This window comes from Citrobacter portucalensis (assembly GCF_023374935.1).
GTDB classification, from domain to species: Bacteria; Pseudomonadota; Gammaproteobacteria; order Enterobacterales; family Enterobacteriaceae; genus Citrobacter; species Citrobacter portucalensis.
This window is the reverse complement of record NZ_CP092467.1, coordinates 163,807-186,399: the sequence shown is the minus strand read 5'-3', so window position 1 is coordinate 186,399 and position 22,593 is coordinate 163,807. Positions and strand designations below refer to the sequence as shown.

The following is a 22,593-nucleotide window of genomic DNA, read 5'->3' as shown; positions in this document are numbered from 1 at the left end:
TTGCCGGGCCACACCGAAAGAGGACGTATGAGCAAACCCCACAAACTGGAAATCCTGCTGGCGTGGCTGGAGGATAACGTGGCGATGGGCACAGAGATAATTTTTGATGAAGGGATCGATTCGGGTGATGTGCTTCCGTCAGTTCGCGCGGCGGTTGAACTGCTGAATATGCCCAAAGCTGTCAGTCATCCGCCGCCATGGGATGCTTACTATACTTGTGAAGCCATTGATTCAGAGGAACTGAGCAAAGATGAAGCGCGAGTCTGGAATATGGCGCAAAAATATGTGCAGGACACGTTGCAGGGGAGGCCCGCAGGGAAGGGCCGTTAATCCGGATGGATCGCATCATCGATCATCACATTGAGCATTTCACGCATTTTGTCGCCGCTGGTCCGGTTCTGTCTGAATCGGGGCAGCTGGTCCTGTAGTGATAGCGTCACTGTTGCCAGCGCAATGCTGCGTTTCAGGCGGGGCGCGTTTTCGTAGTCTTTATAGGTTCGCAGGCTGATATCCAGTTGTTCAGCCGCCTTGTCACGGCTCCAGCCGAGGCCTTTTCTCCAGAGTCGAAGCTCGTAACCTGTCATTATTTATCCTTAAAAAAGTGCAGAAATTGCACTTATTTTATAATGAAATTATGGTTTTTTTGAAGGTTAAAAGGTGCAGATATTGCACTTTTTTTGATGTTGAAATTGACAGCGAAAAGAGAAAGGAAAATGCGAAAGGCGCGCCCCCTTCGGCTCCCCGTCGCGCCAGCGCGCCGGGTCGTCAGGCCACACTCCGCCGGGCAGCTGCTGACGCACCGGCCAGGCCCCGCCGAACCCGCAAGCGGTTTCGGGCTATTCGCTAGTGTCCGATGTCGAACGGCAACCCCGCGCTTGCTGCGACCGTTCCGGCCGCGCCGCTTTCACTGGCCGCCGCTGGCGTCCGCTAAGGAAAGCCGGCTTCACCGGCTTCTTCTGCCGTCCTTTTTCCCCTCCGCACGCACGAAAGCCTCTCATTGCTGATGCAGACTGGCATCTCCCGTAAGCGTCTGAAAGGGTCGCAGCAGAGCTGCTTAAGGCCTGATTTTTTCCGGTGTGACACAGAAAAAATAAGTCCTTAACCCTTGCAGCCTCTTTCGGGCGCTGCCGGATCGTCTGCGCAATGAGGGCGTTTCGTTCTGGCCCGGAAGCCGAAGAAAAAAGAGACGGCAGAAGGAGCCGGGGGTGAACAACTGAAGGCTTGCGTCATCGACGCAGAAAGGATTGCCGGATCACAGGCAATAAAAAAGCAGAGCGCGAACTCTGCTTCTTCCAGACCAGATGCAACTGGTCCTCATCAAAACCAAAGGAGTTAACTATGATTTTCGACCCGCAAATAGTCGCACAGGCGAAGGCGTTTGTAAACGCCCTGAAGAGTGGCCGCCGCGCGCATGTACCTGCGCTGCGATTTGAATACTGGCAGCAGTTCATGACTACCGTGAACGCCGAGTTGGGCTACATCTGACAGCCGCCGCCCCGCAACGGGGCGGCTTTTGAGCGCCATAGCGGAGAATAACCAATGACAAAATATTATCTACAAAATGCGCCACTCGGTGTAACAGCTATTCAGCTTGATAACGGCGAGGAAGCCATTTACCTGAACGGTGAATTTATTGCGTGCTGTGACCTTAATGAACGTGATGATCCTGTTATCGGAATGGGAGAAATTCTTGCAGAAAAAATTGGTGTACCTTTCAGGTTGCTGACGCTTCCCGTTCCTGATGATGAAGAGTGGTCATGGAACGATGTTACCGACTCTCTGAAATGGGGACCTCGTGTTGTGCTTTCACGCATGATGATGCGCCCTGTCCTGGAGTGTTGCATCAATCACATCACACTGGAAGATCATAATATTCTCGACAACATCGTGTTCTGGGATGAAGACAGCGGGTGGTTAATGAATACCGGAGTGGGCTACCTGATTCGGCTCGATGCTGTTACTAACCCGTTACACAGACTGAAAAAAATGGGTATTTCGAGAACCACACGTGCATTCATCTTTTGCGCAATTCGTCAGGCCGATGTCAGCATGATCCACTTCTCTGCCGTGGGCGATCATGTGGAAGGCGCACCTGTTTTTGAATGGTAAGTATTCGCCCGGAAGAGCCGGTCATAATTCCCCATCTCCGGCGCACGGGCTTGCAGCTGCCGTTCCGTCAGCGCCGCCCTGACTGGGGCCGCTACCGGCCCCAGAAAGGAAACGGGCTTCGCCCGCTGGCTTAATTCCAGCTTCACCTTTTGAGTACTTTGCTCACCGCGTGCTGCCTTACCCGTGAAAGACTCTGGCCCGACCCGGAGTCTATGAAAGGGGACATCACTCACCCGTTCGCACTCCCTCTGGTCGCTTGCGCTGCGGCTTCCTGCTGCACCCTTGCATCTCCTCCTTGCAGGTCAGGCCGTTCGCTTTATCACGGGAACGGCCACCCGCGATGGTGAATCATCATCAAAAAGGCGACGGCAGAAGCAATTTTTTTATCATCATGAGGAGAATCACTATGGCCCGTTTAGCATCTCGTTTTGCATCAATGAATGTCATCCGTCGCGAGCGTCCACTGACGAACGATGAACTGATGCATGTTGTTCCGAGTATTTTCTCCGAGGACAAACATGATTCACGTAGCGAACGCTACACGTACATTCCAACGATTACCGTTCTGGAAAAATTGCGCGAAGAAGGTTTCCTGCCGTTCTTTGCCTGCCAGACACGTACCCGCGATGAGGGTAAACGGGGTCACACCAAACATATGATGCGTCTGCGTCGGGCCGGGCAGATTACTGGTAAAGAAGTGCCGGAAATTATTCTTCTGAACAGTCATGATGGCAGCAGCAGCTACCAGATGATTCCGGGAATGTTCCGGTTCGTCTGCACCAACGGGATGATTTGCGGGCAGACGTTCGGGGAGGTCCGGGTTCCGCACAAAGGTGATGTCGTGGGACAGGTCATAGAAGGGGCATACGAGGTTCTGGGGATTTTCGACGAAATCACCGAGTCGAGAGAAATTATGAAAGGTACAGCGCTGACACGCGAGGAGCAGGAAATTTTTGCACAGACAGCGCTGGGCTGGCGTTATGATGAAAATTCCGAAGGAAAGCACATCCCACTGGCACCATCCGATTTACTCAACATTCGCCGCAATGAAGACAAGTCCAATGACCTTTGGACGACGTATCAGCGTGTTCAGGAGAACATGACGAAGGGTGGCCTTCTGGGGAGAACGGCGCAGGGGAAAAGGCAACGCACGCGTGCTGTGACCGGCATTGACGGGGATGTCAAACTTAACCGTGCTTTGTGGGGAATGGCAGAAATGATGAAAGAACTCAAATCCTGACCGGGATAAAATGGTGCAGACAGGTATCGAATCTGTCTGCACAGGATCGTCCGGCAGGTAACAAAATATTCTGCGCCTGTTACTCCTGAAGAGGTTCCGTCTTTACGGCCGGTTTTCTGGTTGCTTTCCTTCCGTCTTTCGCTTTTCCTGCATCGCGGATTAATTCACGCAGCGCCTTTTCACTGATTTCATAACCACTGGATTTTAATGTCTCTTTAATGTCAGACACTGTGTATCCTTTTGTTCTTATCAGTGCCAGAAGCATATCCTTAATGCCGTCCAGAAATTCTTTCTGTGTTTTTCTCTGAGGCGTTAAATCAGGAAGTCCGGAAAGCGCCTCTCTTGCCAGTGCAATATCTTCGTCTGAATAAAAATTCTTCCTGCTCATAGAAAACCTCATAAATATTTAAAATCCTGAAAATCATATCAGTTCTTCCATAAAAGTGGCAGTGCTCCGCACTGCCGATGCCGTCAAATTGCCACTAGGCGAAAACAGCAGCGAAGCGTATACTGGGTCTAAAGACGGGACAGGATGTGTGTTTGTAATACCGCGCGCGCACGATATTACAAACACCACCTGGTCAGGGCTCCGCCCCGACACCCGAGTAAGGAGCACGCATGAGCGACAAAGTATCCCGAAGGGGAAGTGATAAACGGCAGAAAACCGTGATCAGAACCCTGAGATTCACGCCCGATGAAATCGAAGAGATTGAACGGAAAGCGGAAGCGACTGGGCAAAGCATCTCGGCTTATATCCGAAATGCTGCGATGAACAGAAAAGTTACTCCGGTTATCGACGACAGCTTTATGACGGAGCTACTGAGGCTGGGAAGACTGCAAAAGCATCTGTTTGTTGAAGGAAAAAGGGTCGGGGATAAAGAATACTCCACGGTTCTTGTCGCAATAACAGAACTGTCCACCACGCTCAGAAAAAAGCTGATGAGCAACGACTAGAGCGGAGAGAAGAAGAGCATCATGATCCCGGTTATTCCACCGAAACGGCAAGACGGAAAGTCCTCCTTTGGGGACCTGGTGTCTTACGTTTCCGTGCGTGATGAACCGCGCGATGATGATTTAATGGACGCTGTGAAAGCCTCCGGTACCAGACCGGAAATGCCGCACAGTAGCCGATTTTCCCGTCTGGTTGACTACGCCACCAAGCTGCGCGATGAGTCGTTTATCTCGCTGGTTGATGTGATGCCGGACGGCGGGGAATGGGTGAATTTTTACGGTGTAACCTGCTTTCATAACTGTACGTCTATCGAAACAGCTGCGGAAGAAATGGAATTTACGGCACGACAGGCAAAGCATTCTCGCAGCAACTCTGACCCGGTTTTCCATTATCTTCTTTCATGGCAATCACACGAAAGTCCGCGTCCTGAACAGGTTTATGACTCAGTCAGACATTCCCTGAAAAGACTGGGTATGGGCGACCATCAGTTCGTTGCTGCGATACACACAGACACCGATAATCTTCATGTCCACGTTGCAGTGAACCGTGTTCATCCTGGAACGGGCTATCTTAACTGGCTTTCCTACAGTCAGGAAAAACTCCATAAGGCCTGTCGTGAACTGGAACTGAAGCATGGCTTCGCACCGGATAATGGTTGCTATGTGATCGCGCCTGATAACCGTATCGTTCGCCGTACTTCTGTTGAACGCGATCGTCAAAGTGCCTGGACCCGGGGGCGTAATCAGAGCCTGAAAGAGTATGTTGCCGATACGGCAATTGCCAGTCTGCGGGAATCCCCTGTGACCGGCTGGTCCTCTCTCCATCAGCGTTTTGCGAAAGAAGGTTTGTTCCTGTCAGCGGATAACGGTGAGCTTAAAGTGAAGGATGGCTGGAACAGAGAACGCCCTGGCGTTACGCTTTCTGCATTTGGTCACGCCTTCGATACCGATAAACTTATTCGTAAAATGGGTGAGTTTATTCCACCTGCACAGGATATTTTTGCGCAAGTTCCGGCTGTGGGTCGCTACGAACCAGACAAGATTATTGTGTCGTCGCGTCCTGAACGTATGACAGAGAAAGAATCCTTATCTGACTATGCGATTGCCCGTTTACGTGCACCGCTGATTGCGCTTGATCAGGACCCGTCTCAGCGAACTATACAGTCTGTACATACGCTTCTGGCACAGTCTGGTTTGTATCTGAAAGAACAACATGACCGACTGGTTATCTGTGATGGATATGATCCAACGCGCACCCCCGTCAGGGCAGAACGTGTGTGGCCAGCGCTGACGAAAGCAGTCCTGAACTCGTATAAAGGTGGCTGGCAGCCGGTACCGAAAGACATTTTCCAGCAGGTTCCACCTGCAGAGCAGTTCACCGGCGGCGGTCTGGAACCCACTCCGGTTTCCGATCGGGAATGGCGTAAACTGCGTACAGGTTCGGGCCCGCAGGGAGCACTGAAACGTGAGATTTTCTCCGACAAGGAAAGCCTCTGGGGCTATGCGATTTCGCACTGTCGTCAGGAGATTGAAACGCTGATCAGCAGTAAACATTTTTCCTGGGAACGCTGTCATGAGCAGTTCGCGAAACAAGGGTTGCTGTTAGTGCGTGAGCAGCAGGGGCTGGTAGTCATGGATGCTTACAATCGCGAACAGACGCCTGTTAAGGCAAGTCATGTTCATCCTGATCTGACGCTCGCGCGTGCGGAACCTCATGCAGGTTCGTTTGTTCCGGTTCCGGCAGACATCTTTAAACGTATTAAGCCAGTAAGCCGTTACAACCCTGAGCTGGCCGTGAGTGATCGTGATATTCCGGGCATGAAGCGTGATCCTGAATTGCGTCGCCAGCGCCGTGAAGCGCGCGCAGCTGCGAGAGAAGATCTGAAAGCCCGCTATGCTGCCTGGCGGGCTAACTGGCAGCGTCCTGATTTGCATGGTCGTGAACGCTACCAGGTGATTCATGATGAATGCCGGATACGTAAAGCGCGCATCCGCATCGAACATCGTGACCCTCTGGTGAGGAAGCTGCATTACCATATTGCAGAACTGCAACGCATGCAGGCACTGATTACGCTGAAAGAAGCTATGAAGGCTGAACGTGCTGAACTCATTGGACAGGGGAAATGGTATCCGCCGTCTTACCGGCAGTGGGTGGAAGCAGAAGCGGTGAAAGGTGACAAGGCTGCGATATCGCAGCTGAGAGGATGGGATTACAGGGATCGTCGTGGTAATGCGGTGAAAGCCACGACAGACAGCAGATGTGTTGTTATTTGTGAACCTGGCGGAACACCGATATATTCCGGTGTTCCTGGCCTGCAGGCTTCACTGAAGAAAAATGGTCGCGTCCAGTTCCGTGATCCGGAGACAGGTCGTCACATTTGTACCGACTATGGCGACAGGGTTATTTTCCGAAACACCGGCGATTATGATGCGCTTAAGCGGGATATGATCAAGGTCGCACCGGTTCTCTTCAGCCGTTCTCCGACCGTCGCGATGGCACCAGAAGGGAATGATGAACAGTTCAATACGGCATTTGCCAAAATGGTGGCATGGCACAATGTGAATCACCGTGATGAAGGTGAATACCAGATCTCGCGGCCGGACGTCGACCAGGTACGTGTTGAAAGTGAAATTCGTTTTTCTGAAACGATGAGTCAGGTTAGTAATTCGGAACCCGCGCGTAATGAGCCTGGGTCAAGCTGGAAGCCGCCTTCACCGCTGTAAAGATTAAAATTCCTATCTATTTGTGCGTAAGAGCCCGCCCTTTAGCGCGTAACGTATGTTTCGTAAACAGCTTGATGCCTGGAGGGGGAGGTATGCTATTATTAGTGCATAAAAGAACTTCATCTCTTGAGGTTAAGTTCTGTCAGGCCAGCCTGATAGCCGTAAAAAACGGCAAGGAGATAGTGAAAATGGCTGTTAAACAAAGACCCGGTGTCGGTGACGCCAGTAATGAAAAAATGCTCCGCTTAGCTGCGGCTGTTCGTCAGTTGCGAGTTCCTTCTGCCCAGGGGACTATCAAACCAGAGCGAAAATTGCACAAGGCATAAACCTCATGGATGTAAGTTGTATGAGAATGGAATCAACTTCAGGTGATGGGCACAAGCTTGTCTTTGCCGTAGATGCTAAGCTGGATATTCCTGAAGAACGCCTTAATGACTTTCAGGACATTTACAAAGATTTCATTGAATACAAAACAATAAGTGCGGATCTCGGTAATATTCCTCGCCCTCAAGACCATGTGCAAATGGAGTTTCTTACTGCAGTTGACTTGTTTGGTAAAGATTTGCCTAATTTTTTCCCCAAGCCGATAGCGAAGCGTGAAAAACTCCATCATTTGCATGTCTTTGACGGCACGAATGACTGGGATATCAATCGCTGGAAGCAGAGTGAACAGTCTAAAAGAAGTAGTGATAGCCTTATGTTTTACTCCTACTTTGAGCATCAAAATGTTCACTATTTTTATGTCCTTAAATTTATTGAAGAACCTGATGGTCATTCTTTTCAAAGTGAAGAAAACACTAAAGGAACGCTTTCCAAACGTGCTGAGGGCTATCGACTTCAAACTACTGGCGTAAGAAGCTGATTTTTTTTAGTAAAAACCTGTTCATTTGCCAGAAACAAAAAAGGCCGCTTTCGCGGCCTTTTTTAGTTGAATACAATGCGCGGGACGACTTCCCATTCAGCATGGTCATTCTTTAAAACACATTTGTATTCCGAACCGTCATGTTTTATGTGCAGTCCGACAGTATAAATTTTTTCGCCATCCGAGCAGGAGTACACTTTCTGCTGGTTCGAGAGGAGGATGCTACGGATTTCAGTCAGTTGCGCCACGGCATTGGCGTCTACAACAGGTTGGGGCGCTGCAGCGGCAACGGCTGAAAAACCAAAGAGTGCGGCAAATATTAGTTTCTTCATTTCATTTCCTTTCATGCTATATCATTTTGATTATCGGCAGCAGTTCCTGAAAGCCGACAAATTTTTGATCTGTCACTCTGGCCATTCCATATCTGGCTGTGGTGAATCTGTCTGTTTAGGGGGGATTAATGGCTCGTTTCGATGCCGGGCCGGAGGAACACTCGCGGGTTGTGGGAGTGTCAGGTTTCTCAATATTGCATCCGGTGCCAGCTGAATGTCTTCTGCGTTTACTTCCGCCGATTCCGACTCAGGTTTATTGAGCGTGATGTAGCGGATTGTACGTTCCGCCATCGTGGTTGTGCTGATTATCTCCAGCGCTTCTGCCCAGAGATTTTCTTCCCGCCCGCGGTGGTCCATGTCATATTCTGTCATCAGGTTGTGCGCTTCCTGGCGATTGGCCAGACGCTGCTGAAAGGTATCGATTATCTTCCAGGGTTCAGTTCTGGCCGCTTTACGCCGGCGTGACGGCTTTTCTGTCAGAACACCTATGATTCTGCTGACGTTCTCCGGTGCCGGAAGACGGCGCTGTGCGGTACGCGGGACAAGTCTGCGCAGGTGTTTTAGGGTCGGTGGGTTAATCGTGATATACCGGTTGATAATGACGGGCGCATTGCAGGTTTTGTCCTGAGGCTCGATGTAGAAAGATGCTCCGGGAACCGGATCGCCCTGAAACACCGTGTAGTTCTCACCCGGCTGCAGCTTAATCAGATCCTGCACATTGATTTTGTTCTCCATCTGGATATTGATGTGGTCGCCATCGATCCAGGAGGTGCCAATGATACCTTCCTGTCGCTGCAGACTGACCATGTTCGCCCGGGCTTCCTGTCCTGCAGCATTACTGATTGTTTTTGCCGTCTTATCATCACTCACGATTTTACCGGCGATTTTGGTGCCTGCGTTCTGCATAAGGGTTGCAACGTTGGCCGCTGAGGTCTGGTTTTCAATTCGCTCCTGGTCCTGACTCATCATTACTAGTGCGAACTCAAGAGAGCGTACCTGTGTAGCCTGAACGGCTATTCGCTCAGTGTAGTAGGCTCCCACCTCATCGAGATAATTCATGTAGGGGAATTTGCCTTTGTATTTGGTGATTTCAAGCGCTTCGGAGTCCAGTCCCTCCAGCTTGTGTCCAAGGTCCCGGGCCAGGATCATGCTCTGCTGGGTAACAAACATTCTCCCCAGTGCAGAGGTTGTGTGCTGCGACGTGTTCATGGCCGGGATCAACACCAGGAGTATGCGGTCGCTGTGAATACTGTCACGAATATCGATGTCGCCGGCATCCTCAGCGAAGATATTGCCGAACGTTTCGGTGAATGTGTTGAAGGTTTCCAGAAACTGGCCCGTCAGGTAGCTGTGCTGCTTGCGCGGCTCTTCTGTCCAGGCTGAAGGCTGGCGCACGGTGGCCATATCGAAACCCGGTACATCTACCAGATAATTATAGAGTGGAGAGACAGCTTCTTCTGGCCACTGATCATCCACGGCACGGCAGTAAAGCCCGGCCAGTTTCTCCAGCGGCATAAACTCGCGGAGCAGCTGCAATGACATGGTTTTGTTTTCACGGACACAGTAAAACTTTGTGCCAAAGACCAGCGCCTTGTTCATTGCAATAGCTCTGGACTGCCATTCTCCACCCTGTACGTTGGTTGGCAGCATTGATTGCATCGTCTCAGCAACAAAGGCCTCAGTGCTATAGCAGAAGGGGTTCCACTGGTGAGACTGTGGCCGACTTTTATCTCCGTTCTGGATCATCTCACTGCGGGACATGCCGCTGTTCATGAAGTTGATGTACTCCACATCGTCCTCACGCCCAAAGCGGCGAGCCAGATAGTAGCAGGTGCGTGCCGTGTCGTTCTGCGCCTTGCCGTCAACAAAGGTGAATCCCCGTCCCCAGCAAAATGAATTAAGCATCCACGCATAGATGGTTTCGGTTTTCCCGCCACCGGTCGAGGCAAAGAACATTACATGGCGGGTCAGATCATCAAGGGTGAGCCACAGCTCGCGTCCGATATCATTCATTCGCTTATAGCCAATGTAGAATATCCCCTTACCTTTGCTTTCCTGCGTTGTTTCGTACTGAAACAGTGAGGGAAATGCTCTGAAAAAACTGCGTCGTACCTTCCTGTCTTCAGACGGATCTACTTTATTGAGGTGGACTGGCATTCGCATCGGCATGCGCCAGCGGTGGGTACCGAAGCTGATGCTGGCCACTATGGCCAGCAAAAGAAAGAGCGGTATGGCGAGTGGCCAGATAAAACCCGCCACTACACTTCCAGCCATAATTCCGGCATACAGCAGGTGGTCGCGCATAAGCTCAAGAACAGGGGAATTCCAGGCGTTGCGCTTCATTAGCGCCTGATTTACGGGCGTATTATTCATGGGTTACTCCTGGATGCTAAGGGAACTCACAAAACGGTCGACCTGTTCTTGTGTCATTGGATCGGTAATTTTCATGAAGTGAGCAATTTTATCTGGTGCGGCCAGCATGCCTGTTGCCAGGCGAATGCCTGTGTCAGTCAGCACTGTCGGCGTACCTGAGAAACCAAATGCGCGGAAGCCTGTATCGTTTACGGCCACTACGGCTTGAGACGACACGGAACAGTCTGAACTCACCTGTTGAGAGGCCGCCTGTCCAGGAACCTGCATGCCAGCGTCCGGGCGGAAAAGATCGCTCCATGCTACAGCACGGGCAGTCAGGTCTTTCTCGCACAATACCGGAACGATTTTATCTACGGCATCGCCACCGTCATTGACTACAGATACAGGAAAAATGATCACGTTGTAATGTTGTGCCAGCTGTTCGATCTCTGGTTCCATGCTTTTGCAAACCGCACAGGTTGGATCGAGGAATGCATACAGCGTACGTTCATGCCCGGTTGAGAGCGGGATTGTGAACAGACCCCGATCGGCGCTGCGCTTCAGTATGGCTACCATCTTCTGTCGGGCTGACTGTTCCGTCGCTTCTGTTGTTACTGGCGTGGGTGGAGTTATCGGTGTTGCTGCCGTCTGCAATGCTTCAGCAGGAGAGGCCGGCAAGGATTCATGGCTTTCCTTCATAATATTCTGCATGTTGGCGGATTCAGCCTGTACAGCGTGGCTGACTGTATTGTCAGTCGACGGGAGAACCGTCATTTTAGGTTGTCCCTGAATAGCGGCAGACTGTCGTGGCTGAACAGGGACAGGCCCTTCAGGTATTGTCAGTTCTGTGCCACTGAAATTAAGTGAGGTATGGTTGCTTGTACCCATGAACCATAACGAGGACGCAATCAACGCACCGCCAACAAACAGGACAAGGGCTTTAATTCGCCGTTTTATCACCGCCTTACTCTGAGTTTTGAGTTGCAGTGCAATGGTGTTGAAGACTTCTACCGCATCGTGCATCGGGTCATCAAGAAGTGTCACGGCTTCTTTTGAAAGCTCATAAAAGGCAATGAGTTTTTTATCATGAATGGCCATACGCTGTGGTTCGCGGAATATGAGCAGGGCCTGAGGATCGCCGTCTCCGCTTTGATGTAAAACCACAATTGTGTCGTAAATGAAATCGTTACAACGAAAGGTGGTGTAGGTGCTTTTCTGTGACATAAGGAGACTCCAGTAGACGGTATGTTAATTCGCGTTAGATATGTTCGGATTTTCAGAAGATGGGATCATCGTCGCCTCCCGGGCGAGTGATGACATCTTCCGTCAGTGACCAGTTGGTCCGGATGCGACGCTTGCGGTCTCGATCTGGCTGAGGTTCATCCCAGATTAGACCCAGGGACAGCATATCGATGCGCAGCCCCTCAATGGCTTCATCGACGCAGGCTTGCGGGCAGGGCAGGCCAAGTCGTATAGCCTCACTCTCGGTGCGGGCGACGGCGACGATACCCGCTCCTTCAATAAATCCTTTGGTGGTGTTTGCCCGGTGCAGGGCATAGAAGAGGGGGCGGTCCACTCCCTTGAGCCATAACCAGTTAGGTGGTGTCAGTCGTAAATCATGTGCGTACAGCCAGACCATGCCACTTCTGACGTAATGATGTTCATGCAGCCACTGTTTCGCTCCTTCACTCTGGATGACACGCTTAAAGGCTGTTCGGGCCAGCGCATAGACTGGTACTGAAAATTTACCCTTATCGCGGCGACTTTTGAGACGGCAGGAACGGTTCAGGTCATCCATCAGCGCTGTTGCGGCCGGGCGATCGTCCAGGAAAAACTGAAGGCCGAAGATTGCGAACAGCGTTTTTTCGTGAGGCGCGAGGCTTTTCCATCCATTCAGAGGGCGTCCCAGCTGCGCCATGAAAACCGCGCGGCAGCGGGCAACATCGAGCTGCATGTTACTGATGAGTTGATGTTCTTCTGCAAAACCCTCCGGGGTTTGTGCCGGACGTCTTTCCGGACGACGTTTATCCAGTAAGAGGCGACTGGCATCTCCCTCATTAAGGATGGGGGCAATTGCAGGAGAAATAGATTCCATGGCGAACGGCAATGTACTTATGTTGAGTACCCGTCGTGTTTGCCAGTTGCGGGCTGGATGGTGTAACCAGCTCCACAGGGATGCGGTGGACAGGGGAATGAGGAATATCATCAAGATCCCCGTCGTTTGCTTCATCACATTGATCCACTGATCGTACGTGACGTATTCGGCATTGTTGGCGGTGACGGCCAGCAGGTTATAGCGCGGCGCGGCCCAGGTGTGGAAGGGGCCAAAGTCCGCCATCCCCCACAGGATATGCAAAATAAAACATGACCAGTACACAAACTCGGGCAGATACAGCCATGCGACAAGCAGAATCATAATACCCAGGATGGCGAGGGCGCCGAGAAATTCAAGCGGGTCAGTCATTCCCGCGCGAGCGGATGTCATGGATAAACTCCCTAAATAAGAACGATGAAGACTAACTGAATAAAAGAGGGCAACAACGCCTGGGCTTATCTAAAGTCTGCAGGCGTGTTTACTGGTGACAACGGAAGGTGAAAATATATTGATTGGTCAAATATTAAATTATTGTGGATCTGATATGGATCTCCTTTATTTGAGTGGTGATCAATAAGGAGCTTGATTGTTGTTTTATTATCATTGTCTGTTTTATGGTGAATTTTCAGGGCAATGATCTACGCAAATAAAAATAGCCGGTAATTAAACCGGCTATTTATTGGAGGGTGGTTGATGTGTTTCAGGCAAGAACGGGAACTGGTAGTCCTGTCAGAGCTTCGATCTCGGCACGTTTTTTATTCACGACATCGTTGAAGTTAAAGTTATAGCTGTACCCTTTATTGTTCATTGCGTGCAAATGGTTAGCAATATTGGATGCAGCGCCGGTATCAATAGGAATCATCGGTAACGATGTGAACTTTGTGAACAGGCGCAACTTTGAATCTTCAACCTGTGTACTGGTAAGGCTGTAAGCATCGAAACCAATGACATCCATGACGTTACCTGGATAGATTCGGATGAACAAAAACGTTCCCTGCTGGAAGTCGAAACCCAGGTAGGTACTCTGCCAGAAGAGCCAGACTTCTGAACTGCTTGCTGGGTTAAAGTGCCCTGTTTCCTTGATTTTCTCAATAACAGCAAGGATCTTTTTCTTACGTTTATTGGCTATAGCATAATTGATAGCAAACGGAGTGACTAACAGAAAGCAACTCGTTAATGCGTATAGATACGCCTCTGCACGAACAAACTCATCCATTGATATAGAAAGTGAGCAAAGCAAGAAGATCAGCACGAATGAGATAATGCCAAACTTCAAAAATAATGATTTTGCTACAGAGTATAAAACCCACCACTTAGGGAATCTATCTTTCATAGTCAACCCTCCTTATGTTTTGTTATCTATATTATAGCGATACTGTATAGATGTCCACTCATTAGCTTTTTATTCCATCATTATTATTTTCACCAGGACCATTCATTCCCTTAGTATTAACTCCAGGTGTATGGCGTATATTTCGCCCACCGGCTACAAACATATCTTTCACTGAACCTGCCATACTTCCAAGGGTATTGGCAGCATCCCGACCACCAAGGAAGGAAATGACGTAGTCAGGTAAATAGGCCTGCAATGCAAATATACTAGATACAAGTGTCGTGCAAATTCGAGCATAAATCATTAAAAAACCGGCCATGCTGAATAACCCTGTCAACGAGTTGGCTTGAACATTGACCAGCGCGGCGCCAAAGAGTGCATGAAGGATAGTTCCGGTCGCAACAATAGCAACGGAAGCAAAGAAAAATCCAAAAACCATGAGTGAGGGACGAATCATGGTATCGATAAAGTAGATGTAACCATATGCTGCACGACTACCTCTATCCTGAGACGTACCCAGATGTGTGGCCCCCCACAGAGGTCCAGCTGCACAACCTACCAAAACACTTACTATCCAGTTACCAATACCAGTCATCCAGTAGATAAACGGAATAAATGGCAAGTAAATTGAAAGTGTAAATCCAGCGCTAAACATAAGTAATAACAAGAAGTAAACAGCTGGGGAAATGGCATCAAGCCCTTTATCTACAGCACTAATTACCCCTGTCATATCGACAACTTTTCCAAGAAGCGATGATTCCCCCCCTGCAACCGCAGCACGTAGGATGGTGTAAGCTGTCAAAGTCCCCTCAGCTGCAACAAGAGTATAATCCCCAACGTTTTTCATCTTAACTAAAGGGTTTACTTGTCCTGTTGTAGTACCAGTCCCACTATAATTTGTTGCAATATTGCTTGTTAAGCTTACGAAAAATGGGGTAATGGAGTTCATGAGTATGCTATTGGGGTCATTACCCTCTGATGCGCTTAACTCATTTTTCGATGTTGTTGTACCTGCAGGGGGAGCATAGCTGGAGTTCTGCAACTGAGTTCGATAGGTACTCATTAACGCGCTGAAAAGATCACCGCTACCAATTTCCCCTAAAGAGGACATCCCACTGGTCGCTGGTGCGCGACTGGCAACTTCAGTCAGGCGCTGGTTGGCCGTGGCGAAAGTCTGGTACCAGGCACCGAGAGCCGCCCAGCCGTATGTGTCGAGGTAATTCCTGACTGCATCCTGAATGCCATTCTGCTCATTCTGTGCCGGCAGCGCGCGCTGGACCGTTTGTTCATAGTTGCTGGCAGCCCGCTGAATGCGGGTTTCGATATCCGGGAGTGTGCCGCTGCCGGTCGTTCGCTTATTCATAAACCCTGTCACAAACTCGCTGGCCGCACTGTCCATATCCTGGATCATGGCTTCCATTGCTTTGTTTTGTGCGTCCACGACTTCTCGTGTGTCGCTATTACTGAAGGGGTTAAAGAAGCTCCCGGAGCCAGACGAGGAGCCCGATTTCTGTTGTTCCGGGATTGTCGCTGTGCCACACACTCCACTGCCGTTAGTGACCCGGTAGGTATAATTTCCTCCAGACGAACCGAATATCTCCGTCATTTTTGCTGTGGTGGAATTGGCAGTGCTGCTGTAATCGTCCAGTGCCGTGTTGATGGCGTATTTGCACAGCTGCATCTCAAAAATACCGCGTGCAGATGTGCGGGTCGAGGCCTGAGTGGGCTGTACCGTCAGGGAGTAGCCGCTGGCAATATCATTTGCAGCTTTGGACACCATCAGGTTGGCAGAGCCCACGCCCATAATCGATGCGCCCCAGAGGATGATGAGCTGAGACATGCTCCAGCCATTGGCTGTCGGGATAATCATCAAAAATCCTGAGACGGTGCTCAGTGTACTGGTGATATCGCGATCACCACTGAATACCTTTCCCTGATGCCCCGTTTTGTTGATGTGCTTCAGGCCAATAATCACAAACCAGACGACGGCAAGGACGGCAATAATTCCGTTAAACAGCGCAAACAGATTCCCGATCATCGTGGTATTACCGGCGGCGAGAGGGTCCAGTACCACGTCGCCGAAGATAGTGACCAGTGCCTGCCGGGAGAGGTCCTGTGCATTAGTCGCAGCAGAGACTATGTCATCGTAAGTTACACCGGCGCGTGCCGGCGTAACAGGTATAAGCAGCCCTGCGCAAAGCGCACGAATGAGATTTTTCACGGTAACTCCGGATAAAACATGAATGCCGGGATGGCGATATGGAGCAGAGGAGGGTCGTTATTTTCTGAGAATGGCATCTCGTACGGCATGTGTTTCCGTCATGAAGTGCTGAAAGGTGCCTCCTTCGGCAAGACTTACACGCCGGTTGCGTAACTGCCACAGTCGATAGGTTACGATTAGCGCTTTTGACCACGCCACGCCAGCGCCGGAAAACAGCACCACACAGGTGCTGATCTGGTGCGCTGTGATACTCCCACCGATAATGAATGTTGTCAGTGGCGCAAGCGGAACGGGTATAACCATAAGCCAGAACAGAAATCGCCAGCGCCGGCGCTGGCTAACATACCCCTTATCCAGTTGTTCGGGAGTAAAGCCGGATTCTTCAATGGCTTTTTCCCAGTCAGGCGCTGCAGGCGGTTTGTCGTCGGTATTGAGCTCAGGAAAGGCATCACGCATTCGCTCCAGATTACGTGACGTCATGTGTCTCGCTGACCGCAGAAACCACTTCGTTTCCTGCACTGGTAGAAAGATGCTAAGCAATCCGATGGTGATACGCCCGGTGAGGCTTTTTTTTCGTGAGACTATTTTTTCAGATGTCATTTGGCCGCTCCCTGGTTCATGGCTGATTCGAGTTGTTTTAGTCGTGGGGCATAGGACTGACGGGCAAAGGCAGCGAGCAACTGGCCGTCGATAACGTTCCCTTTGCGCATCAACTCTTTAATGTCATTAAGTTGCCAGTTCATCTGCGCCGTGGTTCGGATGAGTTCGCGCATAAGGTTATCTCCGTTCATTTGCTGCAGGTCAGAGAGATAGGCTGTATTTGCATATCGACGTCCGGCCTCAAAGGATTCAAATTCTCGCTGGCTCATGTAGCCCTTCGCTTTCGCCTCGGGTGAAGCCACATCATCAAAATACTGCGCTGCGGAAGGGGACTGCAGTGCTTCTTTCAGAGCATCACGGGTGGTTTCACTGGGCTTACTGTCGGCAATCAGCGAGAGCTGAGGTTCAGAGGCGGCATCGGTGATACCGTTGTACTCGTTGAGCAATCCTACATACGTCCGTCCGGTTACGGTGTTGACTTCACCTTTACCGGGCGTGCGACCGGCCGAAGGGCGAGATGTGTTTTTCATGTAGGCCATTGCGGCGTCGGTCTGTTCCTGTGTCCAGGACAGTGCTGGTGCCGTCCCTTCCGGTCCTGCTCCACCATAGATCGAGCGTACTTGGCTGTCACCACCGGGCATTTTACTGACTGCTGGGCAGATCCCCGTCCCACCAAAACGCTCATATTCTGCTGCTGTGCAGTACGCTGCATGCACGTTCGCACCGTCATAAGCGTCGCGGGCCTGCTCTTCTGATGCAGTGGAAATCCTCTTACGCACCGCTGAGCTGGAAACGCCTTTGCCGGAAGAGAGTTTTGATGCGGTACTACCTGACGCACTTTTACTTTGTGCAGCAACGCCGGAGGCTGAATCACTGCAGACCGAATCCGGTACCGAAAAACTCTGTCTAGCTTCTTCCAGCCGTTGGGTTTCATTATTGAAAATCATTTGCTGACGGGTGGCCTGTCCATCCTGATTAATCAGCGCGCCGAGCTTGTCAGCATTCTGTGTGATTGCTGTACCGGTGGCCTGCTGCATCTGTAGTATTTCGACCAACGTTGCCTGGATGGTGGCCATCTCAGGCAGAACCTGAGTAGTTATCGGAACACTGGAGTTCACGTTGACTGTGAAAGCACTGGCAACAGTGGGAAGGCTGGACGCGATGGCAAGTGCCAGCGCGGGGAGATGGCGTTGTATCATGAAATTCTCCATTTAGTTGAGCGGGGTAAATACGTTGGGAAGGCGAGTTGACTGTGGGTCGGGGGCGAGGGCTACCAGAGGGAAGGTCTGAAAGCGTCTGCTGATACGTCCTTCCCGGCTGCGGGTGTCTATGATAGTCAACCCACGACGAGCGATCCGTGAGTGAGTTGAAGGGGTAATATCCAGTACAGGCCAGTCTCCTGGGCTGAGTTGTGGGGTCTCTGCCCCCTCCGGCCATAACCAGGTATCATCACTTAACACCGTCCTTATATCCTCAGGTAACAGCCACTGGACCACATGACGCGATTCTCGCACCTGTTCGCCTGGCTCTTGTACCTGCCATATGGCCGTAGTTACCAATTGGCGAGGACGATCTTTGATCGTAAGAAGAACGCCACAGGCTTCTTGTGGAGCCCGACGATCAGTAGCGTATACAGCCCGAGAGTTCACTGCACTGTCTGTACGAAAGTGACGAGATGGTAGAACAAACTCCACGCCGTCAACATCGATCATCAGGCGTGAAAGTCTGACCTGTCCCTTTGCCGGGCGACGGCAGCGTGGCGTCAGGTGGATGGAACACATCACAGGTCATACCCCAGTTCGTTAATCATTTCGTCCGCCATCAATTCGATGACACCCTTATCGCCACGGACGCCACTGTTACGCTCTCTGTACTCAATGAGTTTTTTTGCAGACCCTCGTGGGAACTTATCTGCCAGCAACTGACGGGCACGGGCAGTGCCGATCGTCGCGGAGAGATTTTTGCGTAGCGCACCGTCTTTTTTGTCTGAGTTAAGCGACCACAGCTCCAGCGGTCCGAGCGTAAACCGGACAATCCGCGCCAGCGTGCCCTGGGTCGTGCGCATCATACACAGCATCGGTACTCCACTACCGTCTGCAGCAGGACCGGCTGGCATACGCAGGAAAGCATGGAGATTGTGTTCGGGGATCTTAAAACTGTCTCGTAAAAGAGGAATGTCTTCCTGGCGGAAGCGCAGCAGCCAGAGGGTGTTGGCAGAGTCGAGCAGGCTTTTCGGGTAATCGGTAAGGAACTGGGTACTTAACACTGTGCGGATGCCAAACTTACGCTGTTCCCTGTCCTGCGTGTCCAGCGCCTCGAAGATGAAATCAATGCCCTTGACGTTGTGCAGCTCGTCGTAGATTTTTGTTTTCATTTCGCTGTCGAGCTGGTTGATGCGCCGTATAATGCCCGGGAGATAGGCTTCCGGCACCGTTTTCAATATCTCTTCCTGATACTGAGGAAGCGTAAAATCACCAGCTGTTATGTGGCCAGCAAAGAGGAACATGATGCCGGTTTTCAGTCTGCCTGCCGGGGTCTTATCGCCAGCGACGTTGTTTAAGTCTACGGCAATAATGCGTGTGTTCGGGTTCAGCGCGAAGCGAGTCCGACTGGCCATCATCGGATAGTCCTGTCGTGCCTGAATCATACAACGCTCAATGTACTCCAGTAGTGGCTCCTGTGAACCGTCACGCTGTACTCTGCCAAAACTCTCCTGAATTGCCTCACTGCGTAGCAACGCTGGCATATCAGCGAGTTCTGGTACAGCCTGATAGTGCGCCCGTTGAGCCGCGGACAACTGCCCACGCTCATGGAGGAGATCACGTACTTCATACCATGGAGTCGCAGTCCACCATTCCTGATCGTGCTCATCTCTCAACCCGCATGACTCCAGCGCCTCGTCCACTTCTGGCTCTACGTTTGACCGGAACATGTTTGGCTCAATACCGCTGCGCATGTCGTACGCCAGATCAATCAGGCGGTTCACTATCTGCCGGGTATCGGTCGGGTTCGGAGGTGTTCCTTTATCTGGTTCAATACAGAAGGCCATCAGCATGGACGCGATAAATTGCTTCTCCGGCGTTACTGGCTTATGGGCACCGTACAGGATGTCGAAAACATTGCGCGACTTAGACGGGTCGTTGCTAAGAATAATACCAACGGCTTCGTCCTTTCGCTCCTCCGGCAAACTGTCACGAATCAGTTGGATGAACCCCATAGCGCTGAATCCTTTATCGATATGCGCCACATAGGGAAGTGAAACCTGGGCGGAAGATACCTGTATTTCCGTCAGGGTATTAATCAGTACCGACTTACCAAGGCCTGAGTCACCCGGGGCAAGTTCGGTGTGCTTGTTCTGTCGTGAAGAACCCAGCCCAACTTCCCAGGCGCAGCCGTCTTCAGTGTGCAGCATCAAATTACCTTCCCCGCGCCAGACGGAACCTGGTCGGTTGAAAGGCAGCATAGAAAGCGCATGGGAGAGTGGCGGATAAAGCGGGACGGGGCCTGAGCCTGCTGACGCTGCCAACATGCTGTTGACCCATCCCCGGCGTGGATCACCGAAGGTTGTGGTTGTGTTACAAACCCCCCACCCCTGCATAGCTGATTCAAGCAGCATCTGATTACGGGTGCATACTTCACGGGTACGCCCCCAGGTGGAAGCTACAATGGTCATCACGCAAACTGGGTCTCGTTCATCCGTTTCAGCCAACTGCGTAAAAGCGTCGTAAAGCGGACGAATGGAGGGAATAAATTGTCCAAATGATGAAATATTCTTTTTCCAGCCCAGCGCCTTCATCCCACCCGGCATGATGTCGATCCGAATACGCCAGGGAACGGCACGTGGAACCAGTTTAACCAGTTCATTGAAGGGGCTGGGGTGCTGAGGAGGCAGAGTTATGGCTACCATGCCGTGCCACAGCCCCTCTGCATACACCAGATTACCTTCAGTTTTTGGTGTACAACCAAAGACCTGAAGATTCAGGAAGGGAGCAAGCAGAGCCGTGGCGTCATCATCATGAAGCGTACCTGAGGGGGCGGCCTTCCCCGGTAGTGCAGGGCGCCATGCTGCCGATGTGCTGTTACGTGCTGTTTCACGTCTGATTTCGTTACAGAACTCAGGCACGTCGAGCAGGCGGACAAGCAGGCCGTCTCCGCCGCGTACGAGTGCTTTTTCAAGAGTAGAGATAAAGCTGTCATGCCTGATCTTCAGACCAGACATTTGCCAGCGCCAGGGTTCCTGGCCAAAACGCGCGACCGGCGCTTTATCCTGGATAGCCCGAACGGTGGCGTTGAAATCTGTTCTTTCCTGATGGCTCACCAGTGTCGGTGAGCTCCAGACGGCAAGCCAGCATCGCTCACGGACAAGCCACGGTGAGATTACGTTTACCTTTTCATTGAGCAGGTCATCCAACTGGATGCCGATGTGCTGAATGGAACGCTTTTGTGGGGCGATCATGGCGCTGACTTCGTCACGCCCCTTTTCCGGATCACGTTCAAAAATGAAGGCCAACTTATGGCCGGTATTTTTCCAGGTCGTACTGAGTGTGGAAGTGAGGTGAGCGATCATTCCTTCAAACGCATCCGGATGGTCGGCTGAAGCTGTTTCTGACAGTTCACGCAATGCCCCGGAAATTTCGAATACAGAAAGGTAATAGCCATGATGGGTGACACCAATATAAGGTGCTTCCAGCCAGGGTCTGAGCTCCAGGTCGTGTTTGTCCAGTCCGATCACTGTACGAATGTCGCAATAGTCGACAAAGTCAGCAGAGATGGTGAAACGGGAAAAGGTGTTCATAACGTCTTCAATGGCGAAGACAAGGCGGTTGATATTCATAGCAGTGAAGACTCCACCAGGATGGCGTGTATTGATGGGCGCGATGGCGCATCTGTGTGACGAGGTGCGCTTCAGTTTTGTGTGACAGTGGTGCCTGGGGGCTGCGCCGATACTATTTTTTTCTGCGGGATTTCTGACAGCACGTCACTGTCCGTGACTGAATCCGGTGTAAGGATCAACGCCACGCCGTTCATTTTCTGTCGCATTTCATCGCGAATGACTGGCGGGAAGCGTTTAAGCGCATCTGCATAATCAGCAGGCCGCCACCCTCCGAAACGTTCTTCCAGAGGCAATCGATGCCGGATCAATTCCGACAGCACCCGGCGACCCTCCCGAATTTTGTAAGGAATGTTGCTGAAAACGGCCTGCAGAGCTTTTCGGTTCAGGGCGACGACATTACGTGGATGCAGGTCCGGTAACCAGACCATTACACCCTGAGCAGCAGCAAATCCGTTGAGGGCATGCCAGGCGTGGCAGATAAAACAGAGATTAAACGGCAGCGTGAGCCGTTCGAACTCAGCATATTCAGTATCAGACAGTAAACCGGTATCGGTCAGAAGCGCGGTCGGAATGTGGCGCAGGGCAAGGCGGCGGGCGGCAAGTGATGCGTGCTGCATCCCGGTTTGTGCGGCTTTCAGTGCCCGAGTATGTTTTTCGTATTCAGCCGGTACCTGCGGCGTGGGGCGGGACGCCAGCTGAGCCAGCGTATCTTTCGCTCTGAGTAGCCGGGCCTCTGCATCCTGCGCGTCTTCCGCCAGCCGGGTTAAGGGCAGGGATTCCGGTAACATAAACAGATGTTTCATATCAGCACCGCAGCAATAACAGCGTCCCCCTGAAACGCTCACGGGGGCAGGAAGTTGGGGGGCTGTGGTATGGACAACATCAGGCACTGGAAGCGGATGTAGCCACCGAAGGTCAGGTGTCTTTTTCTTATTACTCA

The 22,593-nt window shown here is 51.3% G+C and carries 21 protein-coding genes; 8 read left to right on the top strand and 13 right to left on the bottom strand.

Annotation, left to right across the window (positions count from 1 at the left end; genetic code table 11):
• Nucleotides 1-27: 27 nt before the first annotated feature.
• Nucleotides 28-330, top strand: coding sequence for a DUF957 domain-containing protein (locus LY264_RS25625; RefSeq protein WP_040231226.1), 303 nt, complete (start codon nt 28-30; stop codon nt 328-330).
• Here the strand turns inward: LY264_RS25625 and LY264_RS25620 are convergent.
• On the bottom strand, nt 327-584 hold the full coding sequence (locus tag LY264_RS25620; RefSeq protein ID WP_040231225.1) for a helix-turn-helix domain-containing protein: 258 nt from the start codon (nt 582-584) through the stop codon (nt 327-329). The two genes, LY264_RS25625 and LY264_RS25620, sit on opposite strands and share 4 nt — an antisense overlap.
• A 754-nt stretch (nt 585-1,338) precedes the next feature.
• Between LY264_RS25620 and LY264_RS25615 the strand changes: the two genes are divergently transcribed.
• The 3 genes from LY264_RS25615 (at nt 1,339) to LY264_RS25605 (ending at nt 3,349) form a co-directional block, all read left to right on the top strand.
• A complete protein-coding gene (locus tag LY264_RS25615) occupies nt 1,339-1,485 on the top strand; it encodes a hypothetical protein (RefSeq protein WP_048227658.1) in 147 nt (48 codons plus the stop codon).
• A gap of 54 nt (nt 1,486-1,539) precedes the next feature.
• The gene (locus tag LY264_RS25610) at nt 1,540-2,109 is read left to right on the top strand and encodes a DUF5983 family protein (RefSeq protein ID WP_115490304.1); all 570 of its coding nucleotides are present in this window, start codon (nt 1,540-1,542) and stop codon (nt 2,107-2,109) included.
• Nucleotides 2,110-2,515: 406 nt separating this feature from the next.
• Nucleotides 2,516-3,349 carry a DUF932 domain-containing protein gene (locus tag LY264_RS25605; RefSeq protein ID WP_115490303.1) on the top strand — a complete coding sequence of 278 codons (834 nt, stop codon included), beginning with the start codon at nt 2,516-2,518 and terminating at the stop codon, nt 3,347-3,349.
• 79 nt (nt 3,350-3,428) lie between these two features.
• Here the strand turns inward: LY264_RS25605 and LY264_RS25600 are convergent, their stop codons facing one another.
• Nucleotides 3,429-3,737 (bottom strand): molybdopterin-guanine dinucleotide biosynthesis protein MobC, encoded by a 309-nt coding sequence (locus LY264_RS25600; protein WP_115490312.1) that lies wholly within the window; start codon nt 3,735-3,737, stop codon nt 3,429-3,431.
• A gap of 230 nt (nt 3,738-3,967) precedes the next feature.
• Between LY264_RS25600 and mobA the strand changes: the two genes are divergently transcribed.
• From mobA to LY264_RS25580, 4 genes are all read left to right on the top strand, one after another.
• Entirely contained in the window at nt 3,968-4,303 is a 336-nt protein-coding gene (gene mobA / locus LY264_RS25595; protein ID WP_115490302.1) for a plasmid mobilization protein MobA, read from the top strand.
• Between the two features lie 21 nt (nt 4,304-4,324).
• Nucleotides 4,325-7,024 (top strand): relaxase/mobilization nuclease domain-containing protein, encoded by a 2,700-nt coding sequence (locus tag LY264_RS25590; RefSeq protein WP_153754027.1) that lies wholly within the window; start codon nt 4,325-4,327, stop codon nt 7,022-7,024.
• A 92-nt stretch (nt 7,025-7,116) separates the two neighbouring features.
• Entirely contained in the window at nt 7,117-7,350 is a 234-nt protein-coding gene (locus LY264_RS25585; RefSeq protein WP_040231217.1) for a hypothetical protein, read from the top strand.
• 20 nt (nt 7,351-7,370) lie between these two features.
• A complete protein-coding gene (locus LY264_RS25580; protein ID WP_167335593.1) occupies nt 7,371-7,886 on the top strand; it encodes a type II toxin-antitoxin system YafO family toxin in 516 nt (171 codons plus the stop codon).
• 62 nt (nt 7,887-7,948) lie between these two features.
• Here the strand turns inward: LY264_RS25580 and LY264_RS25575 are convergent, their stop codons facing one another.
• The 11 genes from LY264_RS25575 to LY264_RS25525 all read right to left on the bottom strand — a co-directional run bounded on the left by LY264_RS25575 (nt 7,949) and on the right by LY264_RS25525 (nt 22,456).
• Complete coding sequence (locus LY264_RS25575; protein ID WP_115490299.1) at nt 7,949-8,218, bottom strand: hypothetical protein; 270 nt, start codon at nt 8,216-8,218, stop codon at nt 7,949-7,951.
• A 72-nt stretch (nt 8,219-8,290) separates the two neighbouring features.
• A complete protein-coding gene (gene trbC / locus LY264_RS25570; RefSeq protein WP_115490298.1) occupies nt 8,291-10,591 on the bottom strand; it encodes an F-type conjugative transfer protein TrbC in 2,301 nt (766 codons plus the stop codon).
• A gap of 3 nt (nt 10,592-10,594) precedes the next feature.
• The gene (locus LY264_RS25565; protein WP_153754028.1) at nt 10,595-11,794 is read right to left on the bottom strand and encodes a thioredoxin domain-containing protein; all 1,200 of its coding nucleotides are present in this window, start codon (nt 11,792-11,794) and stop codon (nt 10,595-10,597) included.
• A 52-nt stretch (nt 11,795-11,846) separates the two neighbouring features.
• The gene (locus LY264_RS25560; RefSeq protein WP_153754029.1) at nt 11,847-13,055 is read right to left on the bottom strand and encodes a secretion/conjugation apparatus DotM-related subunit; all 1,209 of its coding nucleotides are present in this window, start codon (nt 13,053-13,055) and stop codon (nt 11,847-11,849) included.
• Between the two features lie 310 nt (nt 13,056-13,365).
• Nucleotides 13,366-13,998, bottom strand: a complete 633-nt coding sequence (gene excA, locus LY264_RS25555) for a plasmid IncI1-type surface exclusion protein ExcA (protein WP_153754030.1) — start codon at nt 13,996-13,998, stop codon at nt 13,366-13,368.
• Between the two features lie 61 nt (nt 13,999-14,059).
• A complete protein-coding gene (locus tag LY264_RS25550; RefSeq protein WP_153754031.1) occupies nt 14,060-16,219 on the bottom strand; it encodes a DotA/TraY family protein in 2,160 nt (719 codons plus the stop codon).
• A 57-nt stretch (nt 16,220-16,276) separates the two neighbouring features.
• Entirely contained in the window at nt 16,277-16,819 is a 543-nt protein-coding gene (traX, locus tag LY264_RS25545; RefSeq protein WP_153754032.1) for a conjugal transfer protein TraX, read from the bottom strand.
• Entirely contained in the window at nt 16,816-18,018 is a 1,203-nt protein-coding gene (gene traW / locus LY264_RS25540; protein ID WP_153754033.1) for a conjugal transfer protein TraW, read from the bottom strand. Before traW ends, traX begins: the two co-directional genes overlap by 4 nt.
• 12 nt (nt 18,019-18,030) lie before the next feature.
• Nucleotides 18,031-18,603: a conjugal transfer protein TraV gene (locus tag LY264_RS25535; RefSeq protein WP_153754034.1), complete on the bottom strand. Its 573-nt coding sequence runs from the start codon at nt 18,601-18,603 to the stop codon at nt 18,031-18,033.
• Nucleotides 18,600-21,653 carry an ATP-binding protein gene (locus tag LY264_RS25530; RefSeq protein ID WP_153754035.1) on the bottom strand — a complete coding sequence of 1,018 codons (3,054 nt, stop codon included), beginning with the start codon at nt 21,651-21,653 and terminating at the stop codon, nt 18,600-18,602. The genes LY264_RS25535 and LY264_RS25530 overlap by 4 nt, the downstream gene beginning before the upstream one ends.
• A gap of 71 nt (nt 21,654-21,724) precedes the next feature.
• A complete protein-coding gene (locus tag LY264_RS25525; RefSeq protein ID WP_228553287.1) occupies nt 21,725-22,456 on the bottom strand; it encodes a conjugal transfer protein TraT in 732 nt (243 codons plus the stop codon).
• Nucleotides 22,457-22,593: the final 137 nt, after the last annotated feature.